The sequence below is a fragment of the Streptomyces sp. NPDC046925 genome, from assembly GCF_040644915.1.
Lineage (GTDB): Bacteria > Actinomycetota > Actinomycetes > Streptomycetales > Streptomycetaceae > Streptomyces.
The window spans coordinates 130,023-151,376 of record NZ_JBEYWZ010000008.1 but is presented as its reverse complement, the minus strand read 5'-3'; the positions used below and the strand labels follow the sequence as shown (position 1 = coordinate 151,376).

Annotated in this window: 22 protein-coding genes and 1 pseudogene; 10 read left to right on the top strand and 13 right to left on the bottom strand. The window is 70.2% G+C overall.

Annotation, left to right across the window (positions count from 1 at the left end):
- Positions 1 to 114: 114 nt before the first annotated feature.
- Both ABZ906_RS29295 and ABZ906_RS29290 read right to left on the bottom strand, forming a co-directional pair.
- The gene (locus ABZ906_RS29295; RefSeq protein WP_361388019.1) at positions 115 to 1,149 is read right to left on the bottom strand and encodes an RDD family protein; all 1,035 of its coding nucleotides are present in this window, start codon (positions 1,147 to 1,149) and stop codon (positions 115 to 117) included.
- Positions 1,150 to 1,569: 420 nt separating this feature from the next.
- Positions 1,570 to 1,692 (bottom strand): annotated as a pseudogene (locus ABZ906_RS29290) (DUF2510 domain-containing protein); the annotation flags it as partial.
- Between the two features lie 232 nt (positions 1,693 to 1,924).
- Between ABZ906_RS29290 and ABZ906_RS29285 the strand changes: the two are divergent.
- Positions 1,925 to 2,404, top strand: a complete 480-nt coding sequence (locus ABZ906_RS29285) for an SsgA family sporulation/cell division regulator (protein WP_361186680.1) — start codon at positions 1,925 to 1,927, stop codon at positions 2,402 to 2,404.
- A 29-nt stretch (positions 2,405 to 2,433) separates the two neighbouring features.
- Here the strand turns inward: ABZ906_RS29285 and ABZ906_RS29280 are convergent, their stop codons facing one another.
- Positions 2,434 to 3,804: an FAD-linked oxidase C-terminal domain-containing protein gene (locus ABZ906_RS29280; RefSeq protein ID WP_361387683.1), complete on the bottom strand. Its 1,371-nt coding sequence runs from the start codon at positions 3,802 to 3,804 to the stop codon at positions 2,434 to 2,436.
- A gap of 98 nt (positions 3,805 to 3,902) precedes the next feature.
- Between ABZ906_RS29280 and ABZ906_RS29275 the strand changes: the two genes are divergently transcribed.
- Complete coding sequence (locus ABZ906_RS29275) at positions 3,903 to 5,462, top strand: tetratricopeptide repeat protein (protein ID WP_361387680.1); 1,560 nt, start codon at positions 3,903 to 3,905, stop codon at positions 5,460 to 5,462.
- A gap of 22 nt (positions 5,463 to 5,484) precedes the next feature.
- Here the strand turns inward: ABZ906_RS29275 and nthA are convergent, their stop codons facing one another.
- The 4 genes from nthA to hppD are packed head-to-tail and all read right to left on the bottom strand — an operon-like array spanning position 5,485 to position 7,881.
- Positions 5,485 to 6,072: a nitrile hydratase subunit alpha gene (nthA, locus tag ABZ906_RS29270; protein WP_361387677.1), complete on the bottom strand. Its 588-nt coding sequence runs from the start codon at positions 6,070 to 6,072 to the stop codon at positions 5,485 to 5,487.
- Complete coding sequence (locus ABZ906_RS29265; protein ID WP_361387674.1) at positions 6,072 to 6,413, bottom strand: SH3-like domain-containing protein; 342 nt, start codon at positions 6,411 to 6,413, stop codon at positions 6,072 to 6,074. Before ABZ906_RS29265 ends, nthA begins: the two co-directional genes overlap by 1 nt.
- Positions 6,406 to 6,687 carry a hypothetical protein gene (locus ABZ906_RS29260; RefSeq protein ID WP_361186692.1) on the bottom strand — a complete coding sequence of 94 codons (282 nt, stop codon included), beginning with the start codon at positions 6,685 to 6,687 and terminating at the stop codon, positions 6,406 to 6,408. The genes ABZ906_RS29265 and ABZ906_RS29260 overlap by 8 nt, the downstream gene beginning before the upstream one ends.
- A 33-nt stretch (positions 6,688 to 6,720) precedes the next feature.
- Positions 6,721 to 7,881, bottom strand: coding sequence for a 4-hydroxyphenylpyruvate dioxygenase (hppD, locus tag ABZ906_RS29255; RefSeq protein WP_361186695.1), 1,161 nt, complete (start codon positions 7,879 to 7,881; stop codon positions 6,721 to 6,723).
- Between the two features lie 133 nt (positions 7,882 to 8,014).
- On the opposite strand from hppD, the gene ABZ906_RS29250 reads away from it, so the two are divergent.
- From ABZ906_RS29250 to ABZ906_RS29225, 6 genes are all read left to right on the top strand, one after another.
- Positions 8,015 to 8,485: an Lrp/AsnC family transcriptional regulator gene (locus tag ABZ906_RS29250; RefSeq protein WP_361186698.1), complete on the top strand. Its 471-nt coding sequence runs from the start codon at positions 8,015 to 8,017 to the stop codon at positions 8,483 to 8,485.
- Positions 8,486 to 8,614: 129 nt separating this feature from the next.
- Positions 8,615 to 9,262, top strand: coding sequence for an ABC transporter permease (locus ABZ906_RS29245; RefSeq protein ID WP_361186701.1), 648 nt, complete (start codon positions 8,615 to 8,617; stop codon positions 9,260 to 9,262).
- Positions 9,255 to 10,541: a betaine/proline/choline family ABC transporter ATP-binding protein gene (locus ABZ906_RS29240; protein WP_361387671.1), complete on the top strand. Its 1,287-nt coding sequence runs from the start codon at positions 9,255 to 9,257 to the stop codon at positions 10,539 to 10,541. The genes ABZ906_RS29245 and ABZ906_RS29240 overlap by 8 nt, the downstream gene beginning before the upstream one ends.
- A gap of 50 nt (positions 10,542 to 10,591) precedes the next feature.
- Positions 10,592 to 11,449: an ABC transporter permease gene (locus tag ABZ906_RS29235; RefSeq protein ID WP_361388016.1), complete on the top strand. Its 858-nt coding sequence runs from the start codon at positions 10,592 to 10,594 to the stop codon at positions 11,447 to 11,449.
- Positions 11,450 to 11,451: 2 nt separating this feature from the next.
- Positions 11,452 to 12,420, top strand: coding sequence for a glycine betaine ABC transporter substrate-binding protein (locus ABZ906_RS29230; RefSeq protein WP_361186978.1), 969 nt, complete (start codon positions 11,452 to 11,454; stop codon positions 12,418 to 12,420).
- A gap of 126 nt (positions 12,421 to 12,546) precedes the next feature.
- The gene (locus ABZ906_RS29225; protein ID WP_361387668.1) at positions 12,547 to 13,146 is read left to right on the top strand and encodes a helix-turn-helix domain-containing protein; all 600 of its coding nucleotides are present in this window, start codon (positions 12,547 to 12,549) and stop codon (positions 13,144 to 13,146) included.
- Between the two features lie 151 nt (positions 13,147 to 13,297).
- On the opposite strand, the gene ABZ906_RS29220 is transcribed toward ABZ906_RS29225, so the two are convergent.
- The 6 genes from ABZ906_RS29220 to ABZ906_RS29195 form a co-directional block, all read right to left on the bottom strand.
- Positions 13,298 to 14,104 carry a S16 family serine protease gene (locus ABZ906_RS29220; protein ID WP_361387665.1) on the bottom strand — a complete coding sequence of 269 codons (807 nt, stop codon included), beginning with the start codon at positions 14,102 to 14,104 and terminating at the stop codon, positions 13,298 to 13,300.
- Between the two features lie 145 nt (positions 14,105 to 14,249).
- Positions 14,250 to 14,891 carry a helix-turn-helix domain-containing protein gene (locus tag ABZ906_RS29215; RefSeq protein WP_190080202.1) on the bottom strand — a complete coding sequence of 214 codons (642 nt, stop codon included), beginning with the start codon at positions 14,889 to 14,891 and terminating at the stop codon, positions 14,250 to 14,252.
- 315 nt (positions 14,892 to 15,206) lie between these two features.
- Positions 15,207 to 17,003: a DEAD/DEAH box helicase gene (locus ABZ906_RS29210; protein ID WP_361186714.1), complete on the bottom strand. Its 1,797-nt coding sequence runs from the start codon at positions 17,001 to 17,003 to the stop codon at positions 15,207 to 15,209.
- Between the two features lie 144 nt (positions 17,004 to 17,147).
- On the bottom strand, positions 17,148 to 18,602 hold the full coding sequence (locus tag ABZ906_RS29205; RefSeq protein ID WP_361387662.1) for an MFS transporter: 1,455 nt from the start codon (positions 18,600 to 18,602) through the stop codon (positions 17,148 to 17,150).
- Positions 18,603 to 18,696: 94 nt separating this feature from the next.
- Entirely contained in the window at positions 18,697 to 19,032 is a 336-nt protein-coding gene (locus ABZ906_RS29200) for a DUF397 domain-containing protein (RefSeq protein WP_361387659.1), read from the bottom strand.
- Positions 19,029 to 19,895: a helix-turn-helix transcriptional regulator gene (locus ABZ906_RS29195; protein WP_361387656.1), complete on the bottom strand. Its 867-nt coding sequence runs from the start codon at positions 19,893 to 19,895 to the stop codon at positions 19,029 to 19,031. Before ABZ906_RS29195 ends, ABZ906_RS29200 begins: the two co-directional genes overlap by 4 nt.
- Positions 19,896 to 19,903: 8 nt before the next feature.
- Here ABZ906_RS29195 and ABZ906_RS29190 point away from each other — a divergent pair, with 8 nt between their 5' ends.
- Together ABZ906_RS29190 and ABZ906_RS29185 are read left to right on the top strand one after the other, a co-directional pair.
- Positions 19,904 to 20,305 carry an ATP-binding protein gene (locus ABZ906_RS29190; protein ID WP_361387653.1) on the top strand — a complete coding sequence of 134 codons (402 nt, stop codon included), beginning with the start codon at positions 19,904 to 19,906 and terminating at the stop codon, positions 20,303 to 20,305.
- Between the two features lie 364 nt (positions 20,306 to 20,669).
- Positions 20,670 to 21,350, top strand: coding sequence for a helix-turn-helix domain-containing protein (locus ABZ906_RS29185; protein ID WP_361387650.1), 681 nt, complete (start codon positions 20,670 to 20,672; stop codon positions 21,348 to 21,350).
- Positions 21,351 to 21,354 lie beyond the last annotated feature (4 nt).

Sequence of the window (21,354 nt, the reverse complement as noted above, 5' to 3'; positions counted from 1 at the left end):
TCCCGACCCGGCCGGAGACTCCCAGCCCGGCCGGGGACTTTCAGCCCGTCCGGCGTTTGAGGACGAACTCGGCGGAGCCGGTGATGGACGGCGCCCGGGGCCCGGGGGCCAGAATCAACCCGCTACGAACGTTCCCGCCGCCTTGTCGTGCCAGCACTGGCGCCACGGGCGGTCGAACACGCACCACACGACGCCGACGATCCCGATGACCAGGACCCCCGGCACCACATAGACGAGCCACCGCTTCAACGCCGCTCCGAACGTCGGGGCGTCATGCTCCTCCATGTCCCGCACCTGGAGCCCGAGCACCCTCTTGCCCAGCGTCCGCCCCCACTTGGCCGTGGGAAGGACCTCGTAGAGGACGCCGAAGAGGAGCAGCACGGCCAGGACCATGCCCAGATAGCCCGCCGTGGTGCCGTCGAGCAGCCACACCGTGACCTTCTCGCCGGACAGCTTCGCCGCGTCGATCTTGCTGTCGATGTGATCGGCGGCCTTCGTGCCGAGCGGCAGCGCGGCGGCGCCGGTCACGGCCACCAGGACGAGCGTGTCGATGAGCCGCGCCGCGAACCGCTTGCCGAGCCCCGCGGGCCGCCCCGACGCCTGGCTCTGCGCCATGGCGAGGAACGGGTCGTTGGCCACCGGCTTCCACGGCGTGACGGGCTGCTGCTGCCCGTCCCCCTCGGCGAGCTGGTGCACCTGCTGCGCCCAGGAGGGCGAGCCGCCGCCGGGCCCCGAGGTCACGGGCGACGTCGCACCGCCCTGCTGCGGAACGGACGGCTGTACGGGGGTGGGGGCGGGCGCAGGCGCGGGCGCGGGCGCAGGTGCCGGAGCAGGGGCGGGCGCGGTGGCCTGAGGCGGGACGGCGGCCTGCGGAGGCGCCGGGGTCTGCGCCCCCGCACCAGAGGCACCCGCACCGGGGGCACCCGCACCGGACGCACCGGCACCGGCCGCACCGGCACCGGAGGATTTCGGACGGAGCGCCCGGATCGCCATGGTGCCCTCGGTGCCGGGCGAAGCCGCGGCGGGCCGTACCGGTCCCGAGGGCCTGCGGAACGTCACCGTGCCGTCCGTCGAGGGCTGCTGCTGAGCCGGCGTACTCGTGCCGCCGGCGCCGCCCGACCCACCCGGCTTGACCGCACGGATCTGCACCGTGCCGGGCCCGTTCGCCTCGGGGGCGGGAGTGGAGGAAGAGGAAGGAGACGCGGAAGGGGACGGTGAAGCGGAAGGAGCGGCGTCCCCGGAGGCCGGTCCACTCGGCACCCGCGGGTCCGCCGACCTCGCGGCCCCCCGCTGCTCGGGCCCGCCCCAAGAAATTCGCTGGTCTTGTTCGCCGCCGAGCCCGGCCTGCCGGGCAGCGTCCGCTTGCCACGCGGAGGCGGGTTCGGGCCGGGTCCCGTGCTGCGCGGCATCGGCATCGACGGCACCGCCCGCCGCGGCCCCGGGCGCCTGCGCCGGCGTCGGATCCTCGTCGAAGAAGTGCGGTCCCGTCTCCTCGGCCACAGGAGTGGACACAGGTGCCGGCCCGGACCCGGGAGGCGCGGGCAGGGATTCCCCGTCGGTCGGTGCGGGACGGCTGGTTCCGGGCACCCAGGCCGCGCCGTTCCAGTACCGGACATATCCGGGAATGGACGGATCGGGGTAGTAGCCTTCGCGGGGCCTGTCGTCGCCTGGGGCCGGAGTTGGGGCGCTCATGTCCGTCGTCCCGTATCTGCTCGGGGGTCTTTTTGAGGCTCCACATCTATCAGACCTCCGCGCCTCACAGTGCGGGTCCTGCCTCACAGACCACTTTCCGGGCACAGTTCAACCACGTACTGAACTCGTACGGAGAAAGTTTTTGAAACCCGCGTAACGCTCGGCCATCACCGCGCTCTCTCCTTGCACGGACCCGCTCCAGGGATCCGAACGAGGAAGGAACAGCACCGACATGCACACCGTGGTGGAACGCGAGCTTGAGCTCAAACTCGTCCTCTCGCCGGAACGCGCCGTCCCCGTCCCGGCCCGCCTCTCCTACCGCACCGACGACCCCTATGCCGTCCACATCTCCTTCCACATCGGCTCCGACCATCCCGTGGACTGGACGTTCGCCCGCGAGCTCCTGGTCGAGGGGGTGTTCAGGCCCTGCGGGCACGGCGACGTGCGGGTCTGGCCCACGAAGGTCGACGGGCGCAGCGTCGTGCTGATGGCGCTGACCTCGCCCGACGGGGATGCCCTTCTGGAGGCGCCGGCGCCCGCCGTGTCCGCCTGGCTCGAGCGCACGCTGCGGGTGGTCCCTCCGGGTTCCGAGGCTGAGCGGCTCGGCATCGACGACGGCCTCGCCGAGCTGCTCATGGCGTCCACGGGCCGCATCGACGAGCTCTGGCTGCGCGACCCGTGGCCTTCGGACGAGTCCAAGGACGGTGAGTGAACCGCGCCGCCACGGGGGCACGCGCAGGGTCAGAACAGTTTGCCGGGGTTGAGGAGGGAGAGCGGGTCGAAGGCGGTCTTGATGGCGCGCTGCATCTCCACGCCCACCGGGCCGATCTCGCGTGCGAGCCACTCCTTCTTGAGGACGCCCACGCCGTGCTCGCCGGTGATCGTGCCGCCGAGTTCCAGGCCGAGGGCCATGATCTCGTCGAAGGACTCGCGGGCGCGGCGGCCCTCGTCGGCGTCCGCGGCGTCGAAGCAGACGGTGGGGTGGGTGTTGCCGTCGCCCGCGTGGGCGCAGACGCCGATCGTGAGGCCGTACTTCTCGGCGATGCGCTCGACGCCTTCGAGCATGTCGGCGAGCTTGGAGCGCGGCACGCACACGTCGTCGATCATCGTCGTGCCCTTGACGGCTTCGAGCGCGGTGAGCGACAACCGCCGCGCCTGGAGCAGCAGTTCGGACTCCGCCGCGTCCTCGGCCGGGACCACCTGGGTGGCGCCCGCGGCCTCGCAGAGCGCGCCGACCGCCGCGAGGTCCGCGGCGGGGTCCGAGGTGTCGAAGGCGGCGAGGAGCAGCGCTTCGGTGGTCTCCGGGAGGCCCATGTGGGCCATGGCGTTGACGGCCCTGATGGTCGTACGGTCCATCAGTTCAAGGAGTGAGGGGACGTGCCCCCCTTCCATGATCTTGCATACGGCGTCGCAGGCCGCCTGTGCCGAGCCGAACTCCGCCGCCAGGACGAGCTGTTGCGGCGGCTGCGGCTTGAGGGCGAGGGTCGCGCGGACGACGATGCCGAGGCTGCCCTCGGAGCCGACGAAGAGGCGGGTGAGGTCATAGCCCGCGACGCCCTTGGCCGTGCGGCGTCCGGTGCTCATGAGCCGTCCGTCGGCGAGGACGACGTCCAGCCCGAGTACGTACTCCGCCGTCACGCCGTACTTCACGCAGCACAGGCCGCCCGAGGCCGTGCCGATGTTCCCGCCGATGGTGCAGGTCTCCCAACTGGAGGGATCCGGCGGGTAGTAGAGACCGTGTTCGTTCACGGCGCGGGAGAGCGCGGCGTTGACGACGCCGGGTTCGACGACCGCGATCCGGTCGATGGGGTTGATCTCCAGGATGCGGTCCATCTTGACCAGGGAGAGCACGATGCAGCCCTCGCTGGCGTTCGCGCCGCCCGAGAGTCCCGTGCGGGCGCCCTGCGGGACCACCGGAAGCCGTAGCTCGGTGGCCGTGCGCATGACGTGCTGGACCTGTTCGACCGTGCGCGGCAGGACGACGACGGCCGGGGTGCCCGCGTCGCAGAAGCTCGCCATGTCGTTCGCGTACGAGGACGTGACGTCGGGGTCCGTGAGGACGGCGTCGGCGGGGAGCGCCTCGTGAAGGAGTTCGATGAGTGTGCGGCTCATGATCACAGCCTCGCACCCGGGGCCATCGGTGTGAACCCGTGTGCGACGCCGGTCCGCATGCCGGGATGTGCTCTTCGTATTGACGCACAGTGAAGGCCATGGAGATCGAGAGCCGGTCCGGGCCGAAGACCGAGAAGGACGTGTCCACGGAGGACGTCACCGCGCCCTGCCTCTGGAGCGAGCCGTCACGACGTCCGCGCCGGTCCGCTCTCCTGCGGCGCGTCCTGGTCGCCGGGGTCGCCGGGTGTGTGGTGCTCGGCGGTGTTCTGGTCCTGCTGCCCTCGGAGGAGAAGGCGGCGCGGCCCGCTCCCGGGCCCGCGGGGCGGGCGATGGCGGCGGCGGGTGCCGGGGCTCCGGCGGCGCTGCCCGATCTCACGGTGCTGATCGGGGAGCGGGAGGCGCACTTGCGCAAGCATCCCGGTGACGACGAGTCGTGGGCGGTGCTCGGGGCCGCCTACGTCGAGCGTGGCCTGCGGACCGCGGACTCCGCGTACTACCCCAGGGCCGAGCAGGCGCTGCGCACGTCCCTGAAGACCAGGCCGCAGCGGAACACGCAGGCCCTGACGGGCATGGCGGTACTCGCGAACGCGCGGCACGACTTCCGCGGGGCGAAGAAGTGGGGCGAGGCCGCCCTCGCCCTCGCGCCGAAGCGGTGGACGGCGTATCCCGTCCTGATCGAGGCGTACAGCGGCCTCGGCGACGCGAAGGGCGTGGAGAAGGCCCTGGAGACGCTCAAGGAGCTGCACTCGGGCGCGGCGGTGAAGGCCAGGTCCGGGCAGGTCTACCGCGACCGCGGGTGGCGCGAGGACGCGGCGACGGTGCTGATGGACGCGGCGGTGCTGGCGGAGGGCCCCGCGCAGAAGGCGGCCTGCCTGTACCGGGTGGGCGAGCTGTCGTGGGAGCGGGGTGAGCCCGCGGAGGCGCTGCGCTACTACGACGCGGCGCTGCTCTCGGACCCCGACCACCACCCTTCCCTCGCCGCGAAGGGCCGGGCGCTCGCCGCTCTGGGCCGTACGGCGGACGCGCTGCGTTCCTATCAGAACGCGCTGAGAAGGCAGCCCAATCCGGAGTACGCCCTGGCCCTCGGCGAGCTGTACGAGTCGCTGCGGCTCGCCCCCGCGTCCCGGGCGCAGTACGACATGCTGCGGGCCCGCGTGAAGCAGGAAGGGGTCAACGGCGTCAACGACGAACGGATCCTCGGCCTGTACGAGGCGGACCACGGAGACCCGGAAGCGGCGGTTGACCGGTTGCGGGCGGAGTTCAAGCGCCACCCCAGCCCGGAAGCGGCGGACGCGCTCGGCTGGGCGCTGCACCGGGCCGGCGAGAGCAAGGAGGGCCTGAAGTTCGCGACGCGGGCGACGGAGAAGGGGCCGATCAGCGCGCTGCTCTCCTACCACCGGGGTGAGATCGAGCGGGAGATCGGCAAGTACGGGGCCGCGCGGCGGCACATCGGCGAGGCGCTGCGGATCAACCCGTACTTCTCCCCGCTGCTCGTCCCGGCCGCCAAGCAGGCGATGGAGGCCCTGGGCGATCCCCCGGACGGCGGCCCGGAGCAGATGTACGCGCCTCCGGGGTCGACCCCCGACCCCATTCCGACGCCGAAGCCGAAGCCCAAGCCGAAACCGAAGCCCACGCCCACGCCCACGCCCACGCAGTAGAGCCGATCCCGCTCACCCGCGGCTATAGCGTCGCCGTGCCGATCAGGGCGTTGCGGGTGATCAGATCGGTGAGGGCCTGCTCGGTCAGGCCCTCCGTGCCCGCGGGGCGGCGCGGCAGGACCAGGTAGCGGGTCTCCGCGCTGGAGTCCCAGACCGTGATTTCCGTGTCGGCGGGCAGGACGCAGCCGAACTCCGCGAGGACCGCGCGCGGCTCGCGCACCACGCGGGAGCGGTAGGCCTCGCTCTTGTACCAGCTGGGGGAAGGCCCGAGCAGCCGTACCGGATAGCAGGAGCAGAGGGTGCAGACGACGACGTTGTGGGTACGGGCCGTGTTCTCCACGACCCGCAGGCGCTGCGGCTGGACCCCGCCCGCCGCGTAACCGAGCTCGGCCACCGCCGACGTGCCGTCCGCGAGCAGGCGCTCCTTGAACGCGGGGTCCGTCCACGCCCGCGCCACGATCCGTGCCCCGTTCAGCGGGGACGATCCGGCGAGGAACGCGTCGAGGGCCTCGTCGAGAACCGCCCCGGCGACGATCCCACGCTCCTCCAACAGGGCTTCCAGCTTGCGTACTTGGCGGGAGATCGCCGCATCCGAGTGCGTACCGGACATCAGTGGCGGCCCTCCGCTTCCGGCTCCGAGCGGCTTTCCGGCTCCGAGCGGCTTTCCGGCTCCGAGCGGCTTTCCGGCTCCAGGTAGCTCTCCCACAGGTCGAGCACCACCCCGTGGTCGCCCTCGCCCCACAGCTCACGGGCGGCGAACCGCACCGCGTACACCTGCTCCAGAGGTGCGTCGCCCCGCCCCTGCGAGCTGACGTCGGCCAGCGGGTGCCTGCCTTCGGGTTCGACCACCACACCCCGCTTGCCCCTGGCGTACCGGGGCAGGCGGGTGTGGTGCGTCGGGTCGTGGTGGACGGTGCGGACGCGGGCGCCCGCGGTGAAGCGGTCAGTCATCCAACTCACCCGCCGCGACCACGCCCTTGCGTTCCAGCAGCACGCGGATCGCGTGGAACCACCGCTCGTAGTACGACGCCGCCAGGTACTCCCCCGGCGGCATCGTCTCCACGGCGTCCCTGAACTCGTCCAGGTTGTAGACGCCTTCGCGCACCAGCGCACTGTTGAGCGCGAAGACCCGCGCCTCCCAGTCCGCGTGGAAGGGCTCCGTGTCGTCGGTGGTGTCGACGGGCCCGAAGCCCGTCATCCCTCCGACGTCGTTGATCCTGGCCATGCGCGCACTCTAGCCAGCGATCCCCGGGGCGTCCTAGAGGTTGCCCCGCTTCTCCTGCTCGCGCTCGATCGCCTCGAACAGGGCCTTGAAGTTGCCCTTGCCGAAGCCCATCGAGCCGTGCCGCTCGATCATCTCGAAGAAGACCGTCGGGCGGTCCTGGACCGGCTTGGTGAAGATCTGGAGCAGGTAGCCGTCCTCGTCGCGGTCGACCAGGATCTTCAGCTCGCGCAGGGTCTCGACGGGGACGCGGGTCTCACCGGCCCACTCGCCCAGGGTGTCGTAGTACGAGTCGGGGGTGTCGAGGAACTGGACGCCGGCCGCGCGCATGGTGCGTACGGACTCCACGATGTCGTTCGTGGCGAGCGCGATGTGCTGGACGCCCGCGCCGCCGTAGAACTCCAGGTACTCGTCGATCTGGGACTTCTTCTTGGCGATGGCGGGTTCGTTGATGGGGAACTTCACCTTGAGGGTGCCGTCCGCGACCACCTTGGACATCAGCGCGCTGTACTCGGTGGCGATGTCGTCGCCCACGAACTCCTTCATGTTCGTGAAGCCCATGACCTTGTTGTAGAAGGCGACCCACTCGTTCATCTTGCCGAGTTCGACGTTGCCGACGCAGTGGTCGATCGCCTGGAAGGTCCGCTTGGCGGGCGGCTCGACCATGGGCGAGGCGGCGGAGTATCCGGGCAGGTAGGGGCCGTCGTAACCGGAGCGGTCGACCAGCGTGTGGCGGGTCTTGCCGTACGTGGCGATGGCGGCGAGGACGACCGTGCCGTGCTCGTCCTTGACCTCGTAGGGCTCGGTGAGGCCGCGGGCGCCCTGCTCGACGGCGTACGCGTAGGCGGCGCGGGCGTCCGGCACCTCGATGGCGAGGTCGACGACGCCGTCACCGTGCTCGGCGACATGGCCTTCGATGAAGTGGCCCCAGTCCGTAGAGGCCTTGATGACGGAGGTGAAGACGAAGCGGGCGCCGCCGTTCGTGAGGACGTACGACGCGGTCTCGCGGCTGCCCGTCTCCGGTCCGGCGTACGCCACGAGTTTCATGCCGAACGCCGTGGAGTAGTAGTGCGCCGCCTGCTTGGCGTTGCCCACGGCGAAAACGACGGCGTCCATTCCCTTGACCGGGAAGGGATCGGCCTCGCGCGCGGTGTGGGGGGTGGTGTCCGTGTGCTGGGTGTTCGCGGTAGCTGCCATGACCGCAGGCTCCCGCCGTATCGCAAGGTGCGCAATAGTTTGCGTACTCAGTGGGCAATCTGCCCAGCCACAGGGCAGAGTGAGCGGACCATCTGTACACGATGACCACCTTTGAAGCGGAGAAGAACGCCCCATGACGATCGATCATCTGGACGGCAGGCTCATCGTGCTGCTCGCCCGCGAGCCCCGCATCGGTGTCCTGGAGGCGTCGCGCCGGCTCGGCGTCGCGCGCGGGACCGTGCAGGCCCGGATGGACCGTCTTCAGTCGAACGGAGTCATCCGCGGCTTCGGCCCGGAAGTCGACCCCGCCGCCCTCGGCTACCCCGTCACCGCCTTCGCCACGCTGGAGATCAAACAGGGCCAGGGAGCCGATGTACGGGCGCATTTGGCGACCGTCGCCGAGGTCCTCGAACTGCACACCATCACCGGCCACGGGGACATGCTCTGCCGCCTCGTCGCCCGTTCGAACGCGGATCTCCAACGTGTGATCGACCGGGTCCTGGGTTTTGATGGCATCGTCCGGGCCTCCACGGCGATCGTCATGGAGAACCCTGTTCCGCTGCGGATCATCCCGTTGGTCGAACAGGCGTCAGAGGGCACCTGATGCGGGTAAGTAGGAGAACGGACGGCCGGACGGGCACGGAGCGGTACGGCCCCATGACGTACGCAGCACGCGGGCGGCGGGAGACTCCCGGCGCCGTCTGAACCGCGCCCCGGCGAGGTGAGCAGTTCAGTGAACTTCTGGGACTACCTCGGCAACCGCCACCAGCAGTTGCTGACGGACGCCTATCAGCACGCAAGCGCCGTCTTCCAGTGCATGGTCGTGGCGACCGTCATCGGAGTGCTGATCGGCATCATCACGTACCGCAGCGAGTGGGCGGGCAGCCTGGCCACGACCGCGACCTCCACCATCCTGACGGTCCCCTCGCTCGCCATGATCGGTCTGCTGATCCCCGTCGTCGGCCTCGGTGTCGCCCCGACGGTCATCGCCCTGACCCTCTACGGCCTGCTCCCCATCGTGCGCAACGCCATCGTCGGCCTGCGCGGCGTCGATCCCTCCCTGGTCGACGCGGCCAAGGGCATCGGGATGTCGCGGGGCGCCCGACTCCTGCGGGTGGAGCTGCCGCTGGCCTGGCCGCCGATCCTGACCGGCATCCGCGTCTCCACGCAGATGCTGATGGGCATCGCCGCCATCGCCGCCTACGCGTCGGGGCCCGGCCTCGGCAACGAGATCTTCCGCGGCATCGGCTCGCTCGGCAGCAAGAACGCGCTCAACCAGGTACTCGCGGGCACGCTCGGGATCATCGTCCTGGCCCTGCTCTTCGACGCCGCGTACATCCTGATCGGCCGGCTGACCATCCCGAGGGGGATCCGTGTCTGAGACCACCGCGACTTCCACCGACGGGGCGACGGCCGAGGGCGCGGCGGCCCCGGACACCACGGGCGCGACGATCGAGCTGGAGAACCTCACCAAGCGGTACGCGGGCAGCGGCGACCCCGCGGTGGACAGCGTCAGCATGGAGATCAAGGCGGGCGAGATCGTCATCCTCGTCGGCCCCTCGGGCTGCGGTAAGTCGACCACACTGAAGATGATCAACCGGCTCATCGAGCCGACGAGCGGCCGTATCCGCATCGGCGGCGAGGACGTCACCGACATGGACCCGGTGAAGCTGCGCCGCAAGATCGGGTACGCGATCCAGTCGTCCGGGCTCTTCCCGCACATGACCGTCGCCCAGAACATCGCCCTCGTGCCGAAGATGAGCGGCTGGGGCAAGACGAAGATCAAGTCCAGGGTCGAGGAGATGCTCGACCTCGTCGGGCTCGACCCCGCCGAGTTCCACGACCGCTACCCGCGCCAGCTCTCCGGCGGCCAGCAGCAGCGCGTGGGCGTGGCCCGGGCCCTCGCCGCCGACCCGCCCGTCCTCCTGATGGACGAGCCGTTCGGCGCGGTCGACCCGATCACCCGCGACCACCTCCAGGACGAGCTGATCCGGCTCCAGCACGAGCTGCACAAGACGATCGTCTTCGTCACGCACGACTTCGACGAGGCGATCAAGCTCGGCGACCGCATCGCGGTGCTCCGGGAGCGCTCGCACATCGCGCAGTTCGACACCCCGGAAGCCATCCTGACCAACCCCGCCGACGACTTCGTCTCCGGTTTCGTGGGCGCGGGCGCGGCCCTGAAGCGGCTCAACCTCACCCGCGTACGGGACGTGGAGATCGCCGACTTCGCGACGGTGACCGTCGACGATCCGCTCCAGGACATCTTCGACAAGCTGCGCTCCAGCGGTACGAACGAACTGCTGCTCCTCGACAAACGCCGCCGCCCCTACAAGTGGCTGCGGCGCGGCGACCTGATGCGCGCCGAGGGTTCCCTGGCCCGCGCGGGCACCCTGGTCCACGACACGGTCACCCGCGACGCCACCCTGCGCGACGCGCTCGAAGCGGTCCTCACGGACAACGCGGGGCGGGTCGCGGTCACCGGGCGGCGCGGCGAGTTCACCGGCGTCGTGGACATGCAGACCCTGATGAACTCCGTCCACGAAATGCTGGAGGCGGACCGCCTCGACGCCGTGGAGCACCAGCACGAACTGCAGGAGCAGCGTTCTCTGCTGACCCACCACGAGCAGGAGGGCGACGGAGGGGCGGCGAAGGCGTGAGCGGCATCCCCGGGAACAACCCCCGGATCCCCGAGCACAAGCCATCGCCTCTGGACGCCCCCGAACCGCGCCCCGACGGGGAGCACGAGGTCAAGGGCCATCTCTTCCGCGACACGGGCGAGGGCGAACCGGAGCCCCCGCCCCCGGGAGCGGGGGCCGCGGGCCGGGCACGGCGGATCGGCTGGCCCAAGCTCGTCGTCCTGCCCGCGTTCCTCGTCGTCGTCCTGCTGCTCACCTGGCTGTGGTTCCAGCAGGCCGACCTGGACTCGATCTCGAAGAACGCCCTGGCGGACGGCAATGTGTGGCTCAGGCTGCGCCAGCACATCGAGCTGACGGTGATCTCCACCTTCTTCGTGCTGATCATCGCGATCCCGCTCGGCATCCTGCTGACCCGCAGGAAGCTCCGCAAAGGCGCGCCCGTCGCGATGGCCCTGGCCAACATCGGCCAGGCGACCCCGGCGATCGGTCTCCTCGCCCTCCTGGTGATCTGGATCGGCATCGGCGAGAAGGCGGCCCTGATCGGCATCATCATCTACGCCGTCCTGCCGGTCCTCTCCAACACCATCGCGGGCCTGAACGCCAATGACCCGACCCTCCTGGAGGCCGCGCGCGGCATCGGGATGTCGCCGCTCGGCGTCCTCGGCAAGGTCGAACTCCCGCTGGCCGTACCGCTGATCCTCGCGGGCGTGCGTACCGCGCTCGTCCTGAACGTCGGTACGGCCACGCTCGCCACCTTCGGCGGTGGCGGCGGGCTCGGCGACCTCATCACCACCGGGATCACCAACCAGCGGATGCCGGTGCTCATGCTCGGCTCGATCCTGACGATCGCGCTCGCGCTGCTCGTGGACTGGCTGGCTTCCCTGGCCGAACTGGTCCTTCGTCCGCGCGGGTTGGAGGCCGGGTCATGAGGATGACACTGACATTGCGTACGGCGGCCGCCGGTGTCGTGGGCGGGGCCCTGCTCGTGAGCTGCGGCCTCACCAGCGGCAGCCCGATGGTGGACGACGTCAAGCCGGGCACGGTCGGCAAGGGCCTCCCCCTGAAGGGCGCCGACCTCACCGTGGCGTCCAAGGAGTTCACCGAACAGCGGGTCCTCGGCGCGATCATGGGCATCGCCTTCAAGGCGGCCGGCGCGGACGTCCTGGACCGTACGGGCATCCAGGGCTCGATCGGCGCCCGCGAGGCCGTCAAGAACGGTGACGCGGACGCCATGTACGAGTACACGGGCACCGCCTGGATCACGTACCTCGGCAACTCCGATCCCATCGACGACCCGCACAAGCAGTGGGAAGCGGTGCGCAAGGCGGACGCGGAGAACGGCGTCACCTGGCTGCCGCCCGCCGAGCTCAACAACACCTACGCCCTGGCCTTCAACCAGAAGAACAAGGCCAAGTACAAGACGAAGACGCTCTCCGACGTGGCGGCCCTCTCCAAGTCGGATCCCAAGGCGGTCACGCTGTGCGTGGAGAGCGAGTTCTCCTCGCGCGAGGACGGGCTGCCGGGCATGCAGAAGGAGTACGGGATGAAGGTCCCCAACTCCAACATCACCAAGATGGACACCGGGATCATCTACACCCAGGCCGCCAAGGGTTCGTGCGTGTACGGCGAGGTCTTCACCACCGACGGGCGCATCAAGGCGATGAACCTGACGACGATGGAGGACGACAAGCACTTCTTCCCCAACTACAACGTCGCCCCGGAGATCAACAGCAAGTCCCTGAAGGAACACCCGGAGATCGCCGAGGTCCTGGCCCCCATCACGAAGAAGCTGGACAACACGATGGCCCAGGAGCTGAACTCCAAGGTGGACGTGGACGGCGAGGATCCGCACGACGTGGCGAAGAAGTGGCTGATCCAGGAGGGCTTCATCAAGGAGTAGTCCTGGCGGGGGCCCTGGCGGGGCCCTGGCGTGGGCGCCCGGCGGAATCACGACCTCCGGAAGTTACAAAGACTCCGTTGCAAAGAAAGGGTTGCAACGGAGTCTTTGCATGCTTACCTTCTAGGCATGACGGACGGCACGCCGGAGCCCGAGGCCCGGAAGATCCACGACCTCACCCCCCGCTCGCTGCGGGGGCTCGCCCATCCGCTGCGCATGCAGTTGCTCGTCTCCCTGCGGAAGGACGGACCCGCCACCGCCTCCCAACTGGCCGACCGCCTGGGCGAGTCCAGCGGGGCGACCAGCTATCACCTGCGCCAGCTCGCGGCCCACGGCTTCGTCGAGGACGCCCCGGAGCGCGGCAAGGGCCGCGAGCGCTGGTGGCAGTCGGCGCACCAGGGGACGCGCCTGGACGATTCCCTCATGCGCGACCCGGACCCGGCGGTGCGCGGCGCGGTCGCCGTCTACCTCCACGAGGTCGCGACGTTCCACGCCACGGAAATATCCACCTGGATCGGCACCCAGCACGAATGGTCCGCGGAGTGGATCGAGAGCTCCGACGTCAGCGACTACACACTGCGCCTGACGCCCGAGCTCACCACCGAACTGAGCGGCAAGATCGACGAACTCATCGAGAGCTACCGCGCGTTGGCGGTCGACGCGTCACATCCGGACTCCGCCAGGGTGCGCCTGCACACGCACATCTTCCCGACGCACTACACCGAGTGAGAGGGCCCAGCCATGCACTCCGACGTACACCTGCTGCTGCACCACACCCGGGCCGCCGAACTGCTCGAGACGGCTCCCCCGCACTGCCCCCGGGCACCCCGGCTGCGTACGCAACTCGGCTGGACCCTGGTCGAGTTGGGGTTAAGGCTGGTCAGCAGCTCGGAACCTTTCCGCCCTTGTCCAGCGCCCGCAGCGACTCGACCGTACCCTGCAACGTCTTGACGGGAATCAGCCGCAGGCCCTTCGGCAGCTCCGCCTGCGCGTCCGAGCACTCCGCCTGAGGAACCAGGAAGACGCTCGCCCCGTCCCGCTTGGCGGCCTGCGTCTTCATCGAGACGCCGCCGACCGGGCCGACCTTGCCGTCGTCGGTGATCGTGCCGGTGCCCGCGATGTTCCGGCCGCCCGTCAGGTCCCCGCCGCTGCCGTTCCCGTCGATCATGTCGATGATGCCGAGCGAGAGGAAGAGGCCCGCGCTGGGCCCGCCGACCTTGCCGAGGTCGACCTTCGCCTTCACCTTGTCCGTGCCGTCCACGCCGTTCTCCTTCAGATAGGAGAGCGCGGCCCGCGTGGCCGTGTCCTGCGACTTCTTCATGTCGCCGAGGTTGTGCTTCTCGACTTCCTCTTCGTTGTCGCCGGTGGGGTACACCGAGTCCTTGGGCATCACGGACCGGTCCGTACGGAACCAGCCGTCCACCACGTCGCCCAGGCTCACGTCCATCTCGGGCCCCGTCGCCACGATCGTCGTCATGCGCAGCTGCCCGCTCGTCTCACGCGTGGGCGCACCGCTGATCGTGATGACCGGCTTGCCCTCGCTCGCGCCGAGCACGTTCGCCGTCGACCCCGGCTGGGCCACCGCGAACGGCAGCGGGGCCAGTGCGGTGACGGCGAGCAGGGCGACCACGGGTACGGCACAGACGGCGAGGGCCTTGGGGCGCGTGAGGCTGGAGAGGGAGAACACGGGATCAATCTAACGGACGCGGTTTTGCATCCACCCTGTCAGGCGACGACGGACGAGCGGTATCAAGCCTGTCCGGCGCTTGAGGACGAACCCGGCGGAGCCGGTGATCTACGGCGCCAGGAAAAGCCGGTTCGCCCGCGCGGCCTCAGCGCAACGCATCGGCAACCTCGCGCGCCGCATCCACCACCCGCGGCCCCACCCGCTCCGGCACCGAGTCCGACAGCATCACGACGCCCACGCTGCCCTCTATGCCGGTGACGCCCACCAGCGGCGCCGCGGCCCCGCTCGCGCCCGCCTCAAGCTCGCCGTGCGTGAGCGCGTAGCCGGGGTCGGTGGCGAGGCCCTGCCGGGCGGCGAGGATCGCCCGGCCCGCGGCGCCCCGGTCCAGGGGGTGCCGGAAGCCGGTGCGGTAGGCCACGTGGTAATCCGTCCAGGTCGGTTCGACCACGGCCACGGCGAGCGCCTCGGTCCCGTCGACCAGCGTCAGATGCGCGGTCGCCCCTATGTCCTCGGCGAGGGAGCGCAGCGCCGGCAGCGCGGCCTCCCGCACCAGCGGATGCACCTGACGGCCCAGGCGCAGCACCCCGAGGCCGACCCGTGCGCGGCCGCCCAGGTCACGGCGGACCAGGGCATGCTGCTCAAGGGTGGCCAGGAGGCGGTACACCACGGTGCGGTTCACGCCGAGCTTGTTCGAGAGCTCGGTGACGGTGAGCCCGTGATCGGTGTCGGCCAACAACTTGAGGACACGCAGCCCTCTGTCGAGGGTCTGGGAAGTCTCCGCGGTCACGACGCCCACTCCTTAGGTGAGGGTCGACGGCCCCTTTACGCGGCGGTTGCGTCGCCGGTCCCGTGGGCGACGCGCGTCAGAGGCCGCCGGTCGGAACTCCGGCTGCGCTCCGCGGCGGCGCTGCCACGGGGCGTGTACGTTTCGGGGACAGTAGCGAGACCGTCCCGCTCAGCGGAAGACTCCGTCCAGAATCCGGGCACGAGACCGACTGTTAGGGGCGCAATGCCCCATACGCGGGGCACGCGGCCAGGAGTACGCACGACTCCCCCACACTCGGAACACACCCCTCCTCCCCCGTCGCCGGGAAAGAGGGCCCTACTTCATGCGGGTGGCCCACTCCCCGACCTTCGCGATGCGCTGCCGCAGCTGCCCGGCCGTCGCCTCCGCGCTCGGCGGACCGCCGCAGGTGCGCCGCAGCTCGGTGTGGATCACGCCGTGCGGCTTCCCGCTCTGGTGGGAGTACGCGCCGACCATCGTGTTGAGCTGCTTGCGCAGTTCGAGCATCTCCTTGTGGGAGACCACGGGCCGCCGCTCGGCGGGGAGTTCGAGAAGGTCCGCCTCCTCGTCGGGCCGCTTCTTGCTGTGCGCGATCTGCCGGGCCTGCCGCTTCTGGAGCAGCATCTGCACCTGGTCGGGTTCGAGGAGCCCCGGGATGCCCAGGTAGTCCTGCTCCTCCTCGCTGCCGGGGTGGGCCTGCATGCCGAATTCGGCGCCGTCGAAGAGGACCCTGTCGAAGACGGCGTCGGACTCAAGGGCCTCGAAGGAGAACTGCTCCTGCTCGCCGGTGTCCTCGTCCTCCGCCTTGTTCGCCTCGTCCATCTCCTTCTCGGACTCGGCGTAGGGGTCCTCCTCGCCCTCCTTCTTCGGCTTGTCGAGCACGTGGTCGCGCTCGACCTCCATCTCGTTGGCGTGGCCGAGCAGGTCGGGGACCGTGGGCAGAAAGACGGACGCGGTCTCGCCGCGCCGCCGGGACCGTACGAAACGGCCCACGGCCTGCGCGAAGAAGAGCGGCGTGGAGATCGTGGTCGCGTACACACCCACCGCCAGGCGCGGCACGTCGACGCCCTCGGACACCATGCGGACCGCGACCATCCAGCGGTCGTTGCTCGCGGTGAAGTCGTCGATCCTCTTGGACGCGCCCACGTCGTCGGAGAGCACGACGGTGGCCTTCTCGCCGGTGAGCTCGCGGATCAGCTTGGCGTACGAGCGGGCGGAGTCCTGGTCGGAGGCGATGACGAGACCACCGGCGTCCGGGATGGCCTTCCGCACCTCGGTGAGCCGCTGGTCGGCGGCCTTCAGCACGTTCGGCATCCACTCGCCGCGCGCGTCCAGGGCCGTGCGCCAGGCCTGCGAGATGGCGTCCTTGGTCATCGGCTCGCCGAGCCGCGCCGCGATCTCGTCACCGGCCTTGGTGCGCCAGCGCATGTTGCCGGAGTAGGAGAGGAAGATGACGGGACGCACGACGCCGTCGCCGAGCGCGCTGCCGTATCCGTAGGTGTAGTCGGCGGCCGACCGCCGGATGCCGTCGTTCCCCTCCTCGTACGCGACGAAGGGGATCGGGTTGGTGTCGGAGCGGAAGGGCGTACCGGTGAGCGCGAGGCGCCGGGTCGCGGGCTCGAAGGCCTCCAGGCAGGCCTCGCCCCAGGACTTCGAGTCACCGGCGTGGTGGATCTCGTCGAGGATCACGAGGGTCTTGCGCTGCTCCACGCGGTTGCGGTGCAGCATGGGCCGCACGCCCACACCCGCGTACGTGATGGCGACGCCCTGGTACTCCTTGCTGAGCGGGCCCGCGCTGTACTCGGGGTCCAGCTTGATCCCTATGCGGGCCGCGGCCTCCGCCCACTGCTTCTTCAGGTGCTCGGTCGGCGCGACCACCGTCACCTGCTGCACGACATGGTGGTGCAGCAGCCAGGACGCGAGCGTCAGCGCGAACGTCGTCTTGCCTGCGCCGGGGGTCGCGACGGCCAGGAAGTCACGCGGCTGCTCCTGGAGGTACCGCTCCATCGCGCCCTGCTGCCAGGCACGCAGCTTGTTGGCGGTGCCCCAGGGGGCGCGGCCGGGGAAGGCGGGAGAGAGGTGGTGCGATGCGGAGTTGGCGGCGGTGGTAGTCACGGTCTCCGGTTTTGGCGCTCGGGTACGGACGACAGACGCGTACGAGTACGTACGACAACCGGGCCACCCTACCGGTGCCGGTTGACGCGCCGAGGCGAACGGCACGGGGGCGCAGACGGGTGCGACCGGTGTCACACCCGCCGCTCAGGCGGTCTTCGCCTTCAGCCGCGTCCCCACCCACGCTCCGACCAGCGCGACCGCGGCCATCGGCAGGAACACGGCGACGAACGCCCCCGGATGCGAGCCGGCCACCCCGCCCGCACCGTGCCCGGCACCCACCGCCCCGCCGCCGAGCGCGGCGAAGGCCGCGCCTCCGGCGGCCAGGAGCAGGGCGTTGGAGAGGCCGTCGGAGATCTGGAGGGCGGCGGAGTTCGCGCCCGCGTCCTTCGGGGGCGAGAGGCGAAGGAGCAGGACGCTGGTGGACCCGATGACCGTGCCCATGCCGAGGCAGCCGAAGGCCCAGGCCACCGCGACGATCCACACCGGGACGGCGTCGATCAGGACCGTGGGCGCGGTGGCGATGGCGGCGGCGACCAGGATCATGCCGACGACCATGAGCCGGGTCCGGTGCGGTTCCATGGCCGGGCGCGACTGTACGAACGACCCGAACGCCCAGGTCGCGCCTCCCACGGCGAGCGAGAGCCCCGCCATGGTCGGCGAGAGCCCGCGCTGGGTGACGAGCATCAGCGGCACGAAGGACTCCGCGGCGATGAACGATCCGGCGGCGATGCCGCGCAGCAGCACCACGGAGGGCAGGCCGTGAGAGGCCCGGTAGGTGCCGCGCGGCATCAGGCCGAGGACGGCGGGCACGAGGACGGCCGCGCCGACGGCCGCCGGGAGCAGCGAGAGCCATCGCAGGTCTTGCCCGGCGTACTGGAGGAGCCCCGCGCCCAGCGAGATCCCGAGCGCGAGCCGGATGCGGCGCCGGTCGAAGGGTCCGGGGGCCGCATCGGAGACGGGACCGGCGGCCCTGCGCCGGATCTGCGGCAGGGCGAGCACGAGCGGCGCCACGACGAGCACCGGGATCCCGACGAAGACCCAGCGCCATCCCAGGTGCTCGGTGACCGTCCCGGCGACCAGCGGGCCCACGACGGACGGCACGACCCAGCTGGCCGCGAACGCGGCGAGGATGGACGGGCGCAGATGCTCCGGATAGGCCCGGCTGACGACGACGTACAGGGCGACGATGACGAGCCCGCCGCCGAGCCCCTGGACAGCCCGCCCGAGGATGAACATCCACATGGCCCCGGCGGTCCCGGAGAGCAGCAGCCCCGCCGCGAACCCCGCGATCCCGGTGGCGAGCGGCCCGAGCGGCCCGCGCCGGTCGGCCCACTGCCCGGCGAGCACCATGCCGAAGAGGCTGGTCGTGAAGTACGCGGAGAAGGCGAAGGCGTAGAGGGAGACACCGTCCAGCTCACGGGCGGCGACCGGCATCGCGGTCCCGACGGCGGTCGCCTCGAAGGCGATGAGCAGCACCACGGAGACGATGCCGAGGCTGAGCGCGCGGTAGGGGGCGCGGAGGATTCCGCCCTGGAGTTCGGACGGCGGGACTATCGGGGCGGCTGCGACTTCGGCGTCACGTGGTTCCAGGGCGCTCATGTTCGCCAGCGTAAGGGGCGTGGCGGTCTATGACCCCTGTCCGGGGTCGGTGACCTTCTGGTCCCTTGGTCGTACGTCTCCGGCCGCCTGCGCGTCAGCTCTCGGAGGCGTACGTGACGAAGTCACCCCATGCGGCGGGGGTGACGGCCAGGCGGGGGCCCTGGGTGTTCTTGGAGTCGCGGATGTGGATGGTGGCGGGGGTGGTGGCTACTTCTACGCAGTCCTCGCCGTTACTGCTGCTGCTGTGGCTGCTCTTTCGCCAGTCCGCCGCGACCTCGACGCAGTCGCCGGACTCGTTGCTGCTGCTGTAGCTGCTCTTGTGCCACTCCAGGGCGATCTCGACGCAGCTGTCACCTTCGCTGCCGCTGCTGTAACTGCTCTTGAACCAGCTCAGCTCGACAGTGTCCCCGGCAGAGGCCATACGGATCATGTCTCTCCAAGCACTTCCTCGATGAAGGCCAGCGACTCCGGTGGTGCAAGAGCCTGGGCCCGGATGATGCCATACCTCAGTTCGAGGATACGGAGCTGCCTCGGATCGGAGACAGGGCGCCCATTAAACGCCCCTTCGGAGCGCCCGACCGCCGTGCCGTCCTCGAACTTCAGCACCTCGATCCCACCATCCACCCCGGCATGCTCCTCGCGGTCGATCGACATCACCTGAATCTCGACGTTTCGCAACTGCCCCACCTCAAGCAGACGTTCAAGCTGCTCACGCAACACCATCCTCCCTCCAAGCGGGCGCCGCAGCGTCACCTCTTCCTGGATGAAGCTCAGTTCTGGAGCTGGCATGCGCTCGAAGATGGACCGTCTTGCCATGCGGGCAGCCACCACCCGTTCCACTTCGGCCTGCGAGTACGCGGGCCGCCGCATCTTGAACAGTGCCCTCGCGTACCCGTCCGTCTGCAACAAGCCATGGATGCTGTGGTTGCTGTACAACCCCAGCTCAACCGCCCGCTCCTCCAGCTTCGCCAGCTCCCGCACCTTCTTCGGATACCTGGCCTCCCGCATCTCCTTCTTCATCGCGGAGACGAGCCCACCCGCACCAAGGACCTCATCGACCTTGTCCAGATACTCGGGACGAGGAATCCGCGCCCCGCGCTCGATCTTCCGGATGAGGTCCTCCCCGTACCCGATGGCCTCCCCGAACTCGGCCACGCGCAGGCCCGCCGCCTCCCTCCGCAGCTTGAGCTGGTGACCGACCACCTCGACCACCGCGCTGATCTCGTCCTCAGGGTCGACGTCCCAACCAGGTTCATCCGCGCCGCCGTTACGCCCTCCGCCACCACTGTCCACGCATCCCCGTGCACCAGTTCACGATCCTGCTCTCCGCCACCCGCAGAGGCGCCCGCCTGGCTCGGCTCCTCACGGGCGAGCAACTCCGCGCCCAGGGGCTTCCGTTCGAGGCTGCGGAGCAGATCGTCGCCGAGCTGGCGAGCAACGCCGCGCTGCACGGGCACGTACCCGGCAGGAGCTTCCGACTGACGCTGAAGCTCAACGAGGCGGCGGCCACGCTCCGTATTGAGGTGACGGACGCGAGGGCGGACCGCAGCCCACCGGCAGATGTCCAGCTGCCGCCCGCCTGCGCCGAGTCGGGCCGAGGCCTGTTCCTGGTCGCCGCGCTGGCCGACCGCTGGGGTACGGAGCGCAGCTCGCCCCTCTGCAAAACTGTTTGGGCGGAAATCGACGTCTCCGCCCCCATTTGATCCGATCGAGGTTTCCACACCCCGGTGGCCCCGCGATCGGTGGGGCGCGACGTCAAGTACGTAAGAACCGAGGGAGAGAAACCTCCCCACCCACCCCAAACCCCGCCGCCCTCACTCACACGGGTGATCTCCCCCAACGCAACTGGCGCATATGCCAGTTCGCGGTGCAAGCTCGGCCTCGACAACTCCAGACATAGAACGGCCCCCGCCGGGACTGGCATCCCAAGGCGAGGGCCTGACCACCGAGGAAGAAAGCCGCTTCCCGCTGACTAATCAGCACCCTAACGCGCCCTCGCGCGCGCTATCCCCCGTTCCCGCCTCCGGCATCAGGCACATCAACCGCCGCCACCCGGAGCGCTTCACCGTGGTCGGCAACCACCTCACCCAGCACCGGAATCTCTCCCTCACGGCGATCGGCCTGGCCGCCCACATCCAGTCGCTGCCCGCCGGCGCCAAGGTCAGCATCAAGCGCCTGGCGGAGCGCTTCCCCGAGGGGGAGGTCCGCATCGCCGCCGCCCTGCGTGAGCTGGAGGCCCACGGCTACCTCACGCGCACCCGGGAACGTCTGCCGTCGGGGCAGGTGATCACGCGAACGGTGTCGTACAACAACCCGCCCGCGATGACGGCAGCCAAGCCACCGCCGACGCCCGCCCCATCAGCCCATCCCCCAGTAGCGCACGACACCCCCGCGACCACTCTCCTCACGGACCTGCGGCGCCACGACCCCCGCCTCCTGCTCGCCGAACGCGACGTACACCGCCTCGCACCGGCGGCCACGGCCTGGCTGGACCGGGGCATCGCCCCGGAGGCAGTGCGCCGCACGCTCACGGCAGGGCTCCCCACCACCCCGATCCACCGCCCGGCGGCCTTGCTGGCCCACCGCCTCACGGAGTTCCTCCCACCACCGCTCCCGGCCGCCGCCCCGGCGCCCCCACCACGCCCGGACCCCCTCCAGAACTGCGACCACTGCGACCGCGCCTTCCGGGCCCCGGTACCGGGCCACTGCCGCGACTGCACCGCGCCAAGCGCTACGGTAGCGGCGTAGTATA

Coding starts and splice junctions, on each gene's coding strand:
- ABZ906_RS29265 (WP_361387674.1), bottom strand. CDS start 6,413: ATGACTGACCGCTTCACCGCGGGCGCCCGCGTCCGCACCGTCCACCAC.
- ABZ906_RS29275 (WP_361387680.1), top strand. CDS start 3,903: ATGGAGATCGAGAGCCGGTCCGGGCCGAAGACCGAGAAGGACGTGTCC.
- ABZ906_RS29230 (WP_361186978.1), top strand. CDS start 11,452: ATGACACTGACATTGCGTACGGCGGCCGCCGGTGTCGTGGGCGGGGCC.
- ABZ906_RS29200 (WP_361387659.1), bottom strand. CDS start 19,032: ATGATCCGTATGGCCTCTGCCGGGGACACTGTCGAGCTGAGCTGGTTC.
- hppD (WP_361186695.1), bottom strand. CDS start 7,881: ATGGCAGCTACCGCGAACACCCAGCACACGGACACCACCCCCCACACC.
- ABZ906_RS29285 (WP_361186680.1), top strand. CDS start 1,925: ATGCACACCGTGGTGGAACGCGAGCTTGAGCTCAAACTCGTCCTCTCG.
- ABZ906_RS29205 (WP_361387662.1), bottom strand. CDS start 18,602: ATGAGCGCCCTGGAACCACGTGACGCCGAAGTCGCAGCCGCCCCGATA.
- ABZ906_RS29250 (WP_361186698.1), top strand. CDS start 8,015: ATGACGATCGATCATCTGGACGGCAGGCTCATCGTGCTGCTCGCCCGC.
- ABZ906_RS29225 (WP_361387668.1), top strand. CDS start 12,547: ATGACGGACGGCACGCCGGAGCCCGAGGCCCGGAAGATCCACGACCTC.
- nthA (WP_361387677.1), bottom strand. CDS start 6,072: ATGTCCGGTACGCACTCGGATGCGGCGATCTCCCGCCAAGTACGCAAG.
- ABZ906_RS29260 (WP_361186692.1), bottom strand. CDS start 6,687: ATGGCCAGGATCAACGACGTCGGAGGGATGACGGGCTTCGGGCCCGTC.
- ABZ906_RS29280 (WP_361387683.1), bottom strand. CDS start 3,804: ATGAGCCGCACACTCATCGAACTCCTTCACGAGGCGCTCCCCGCCGAC.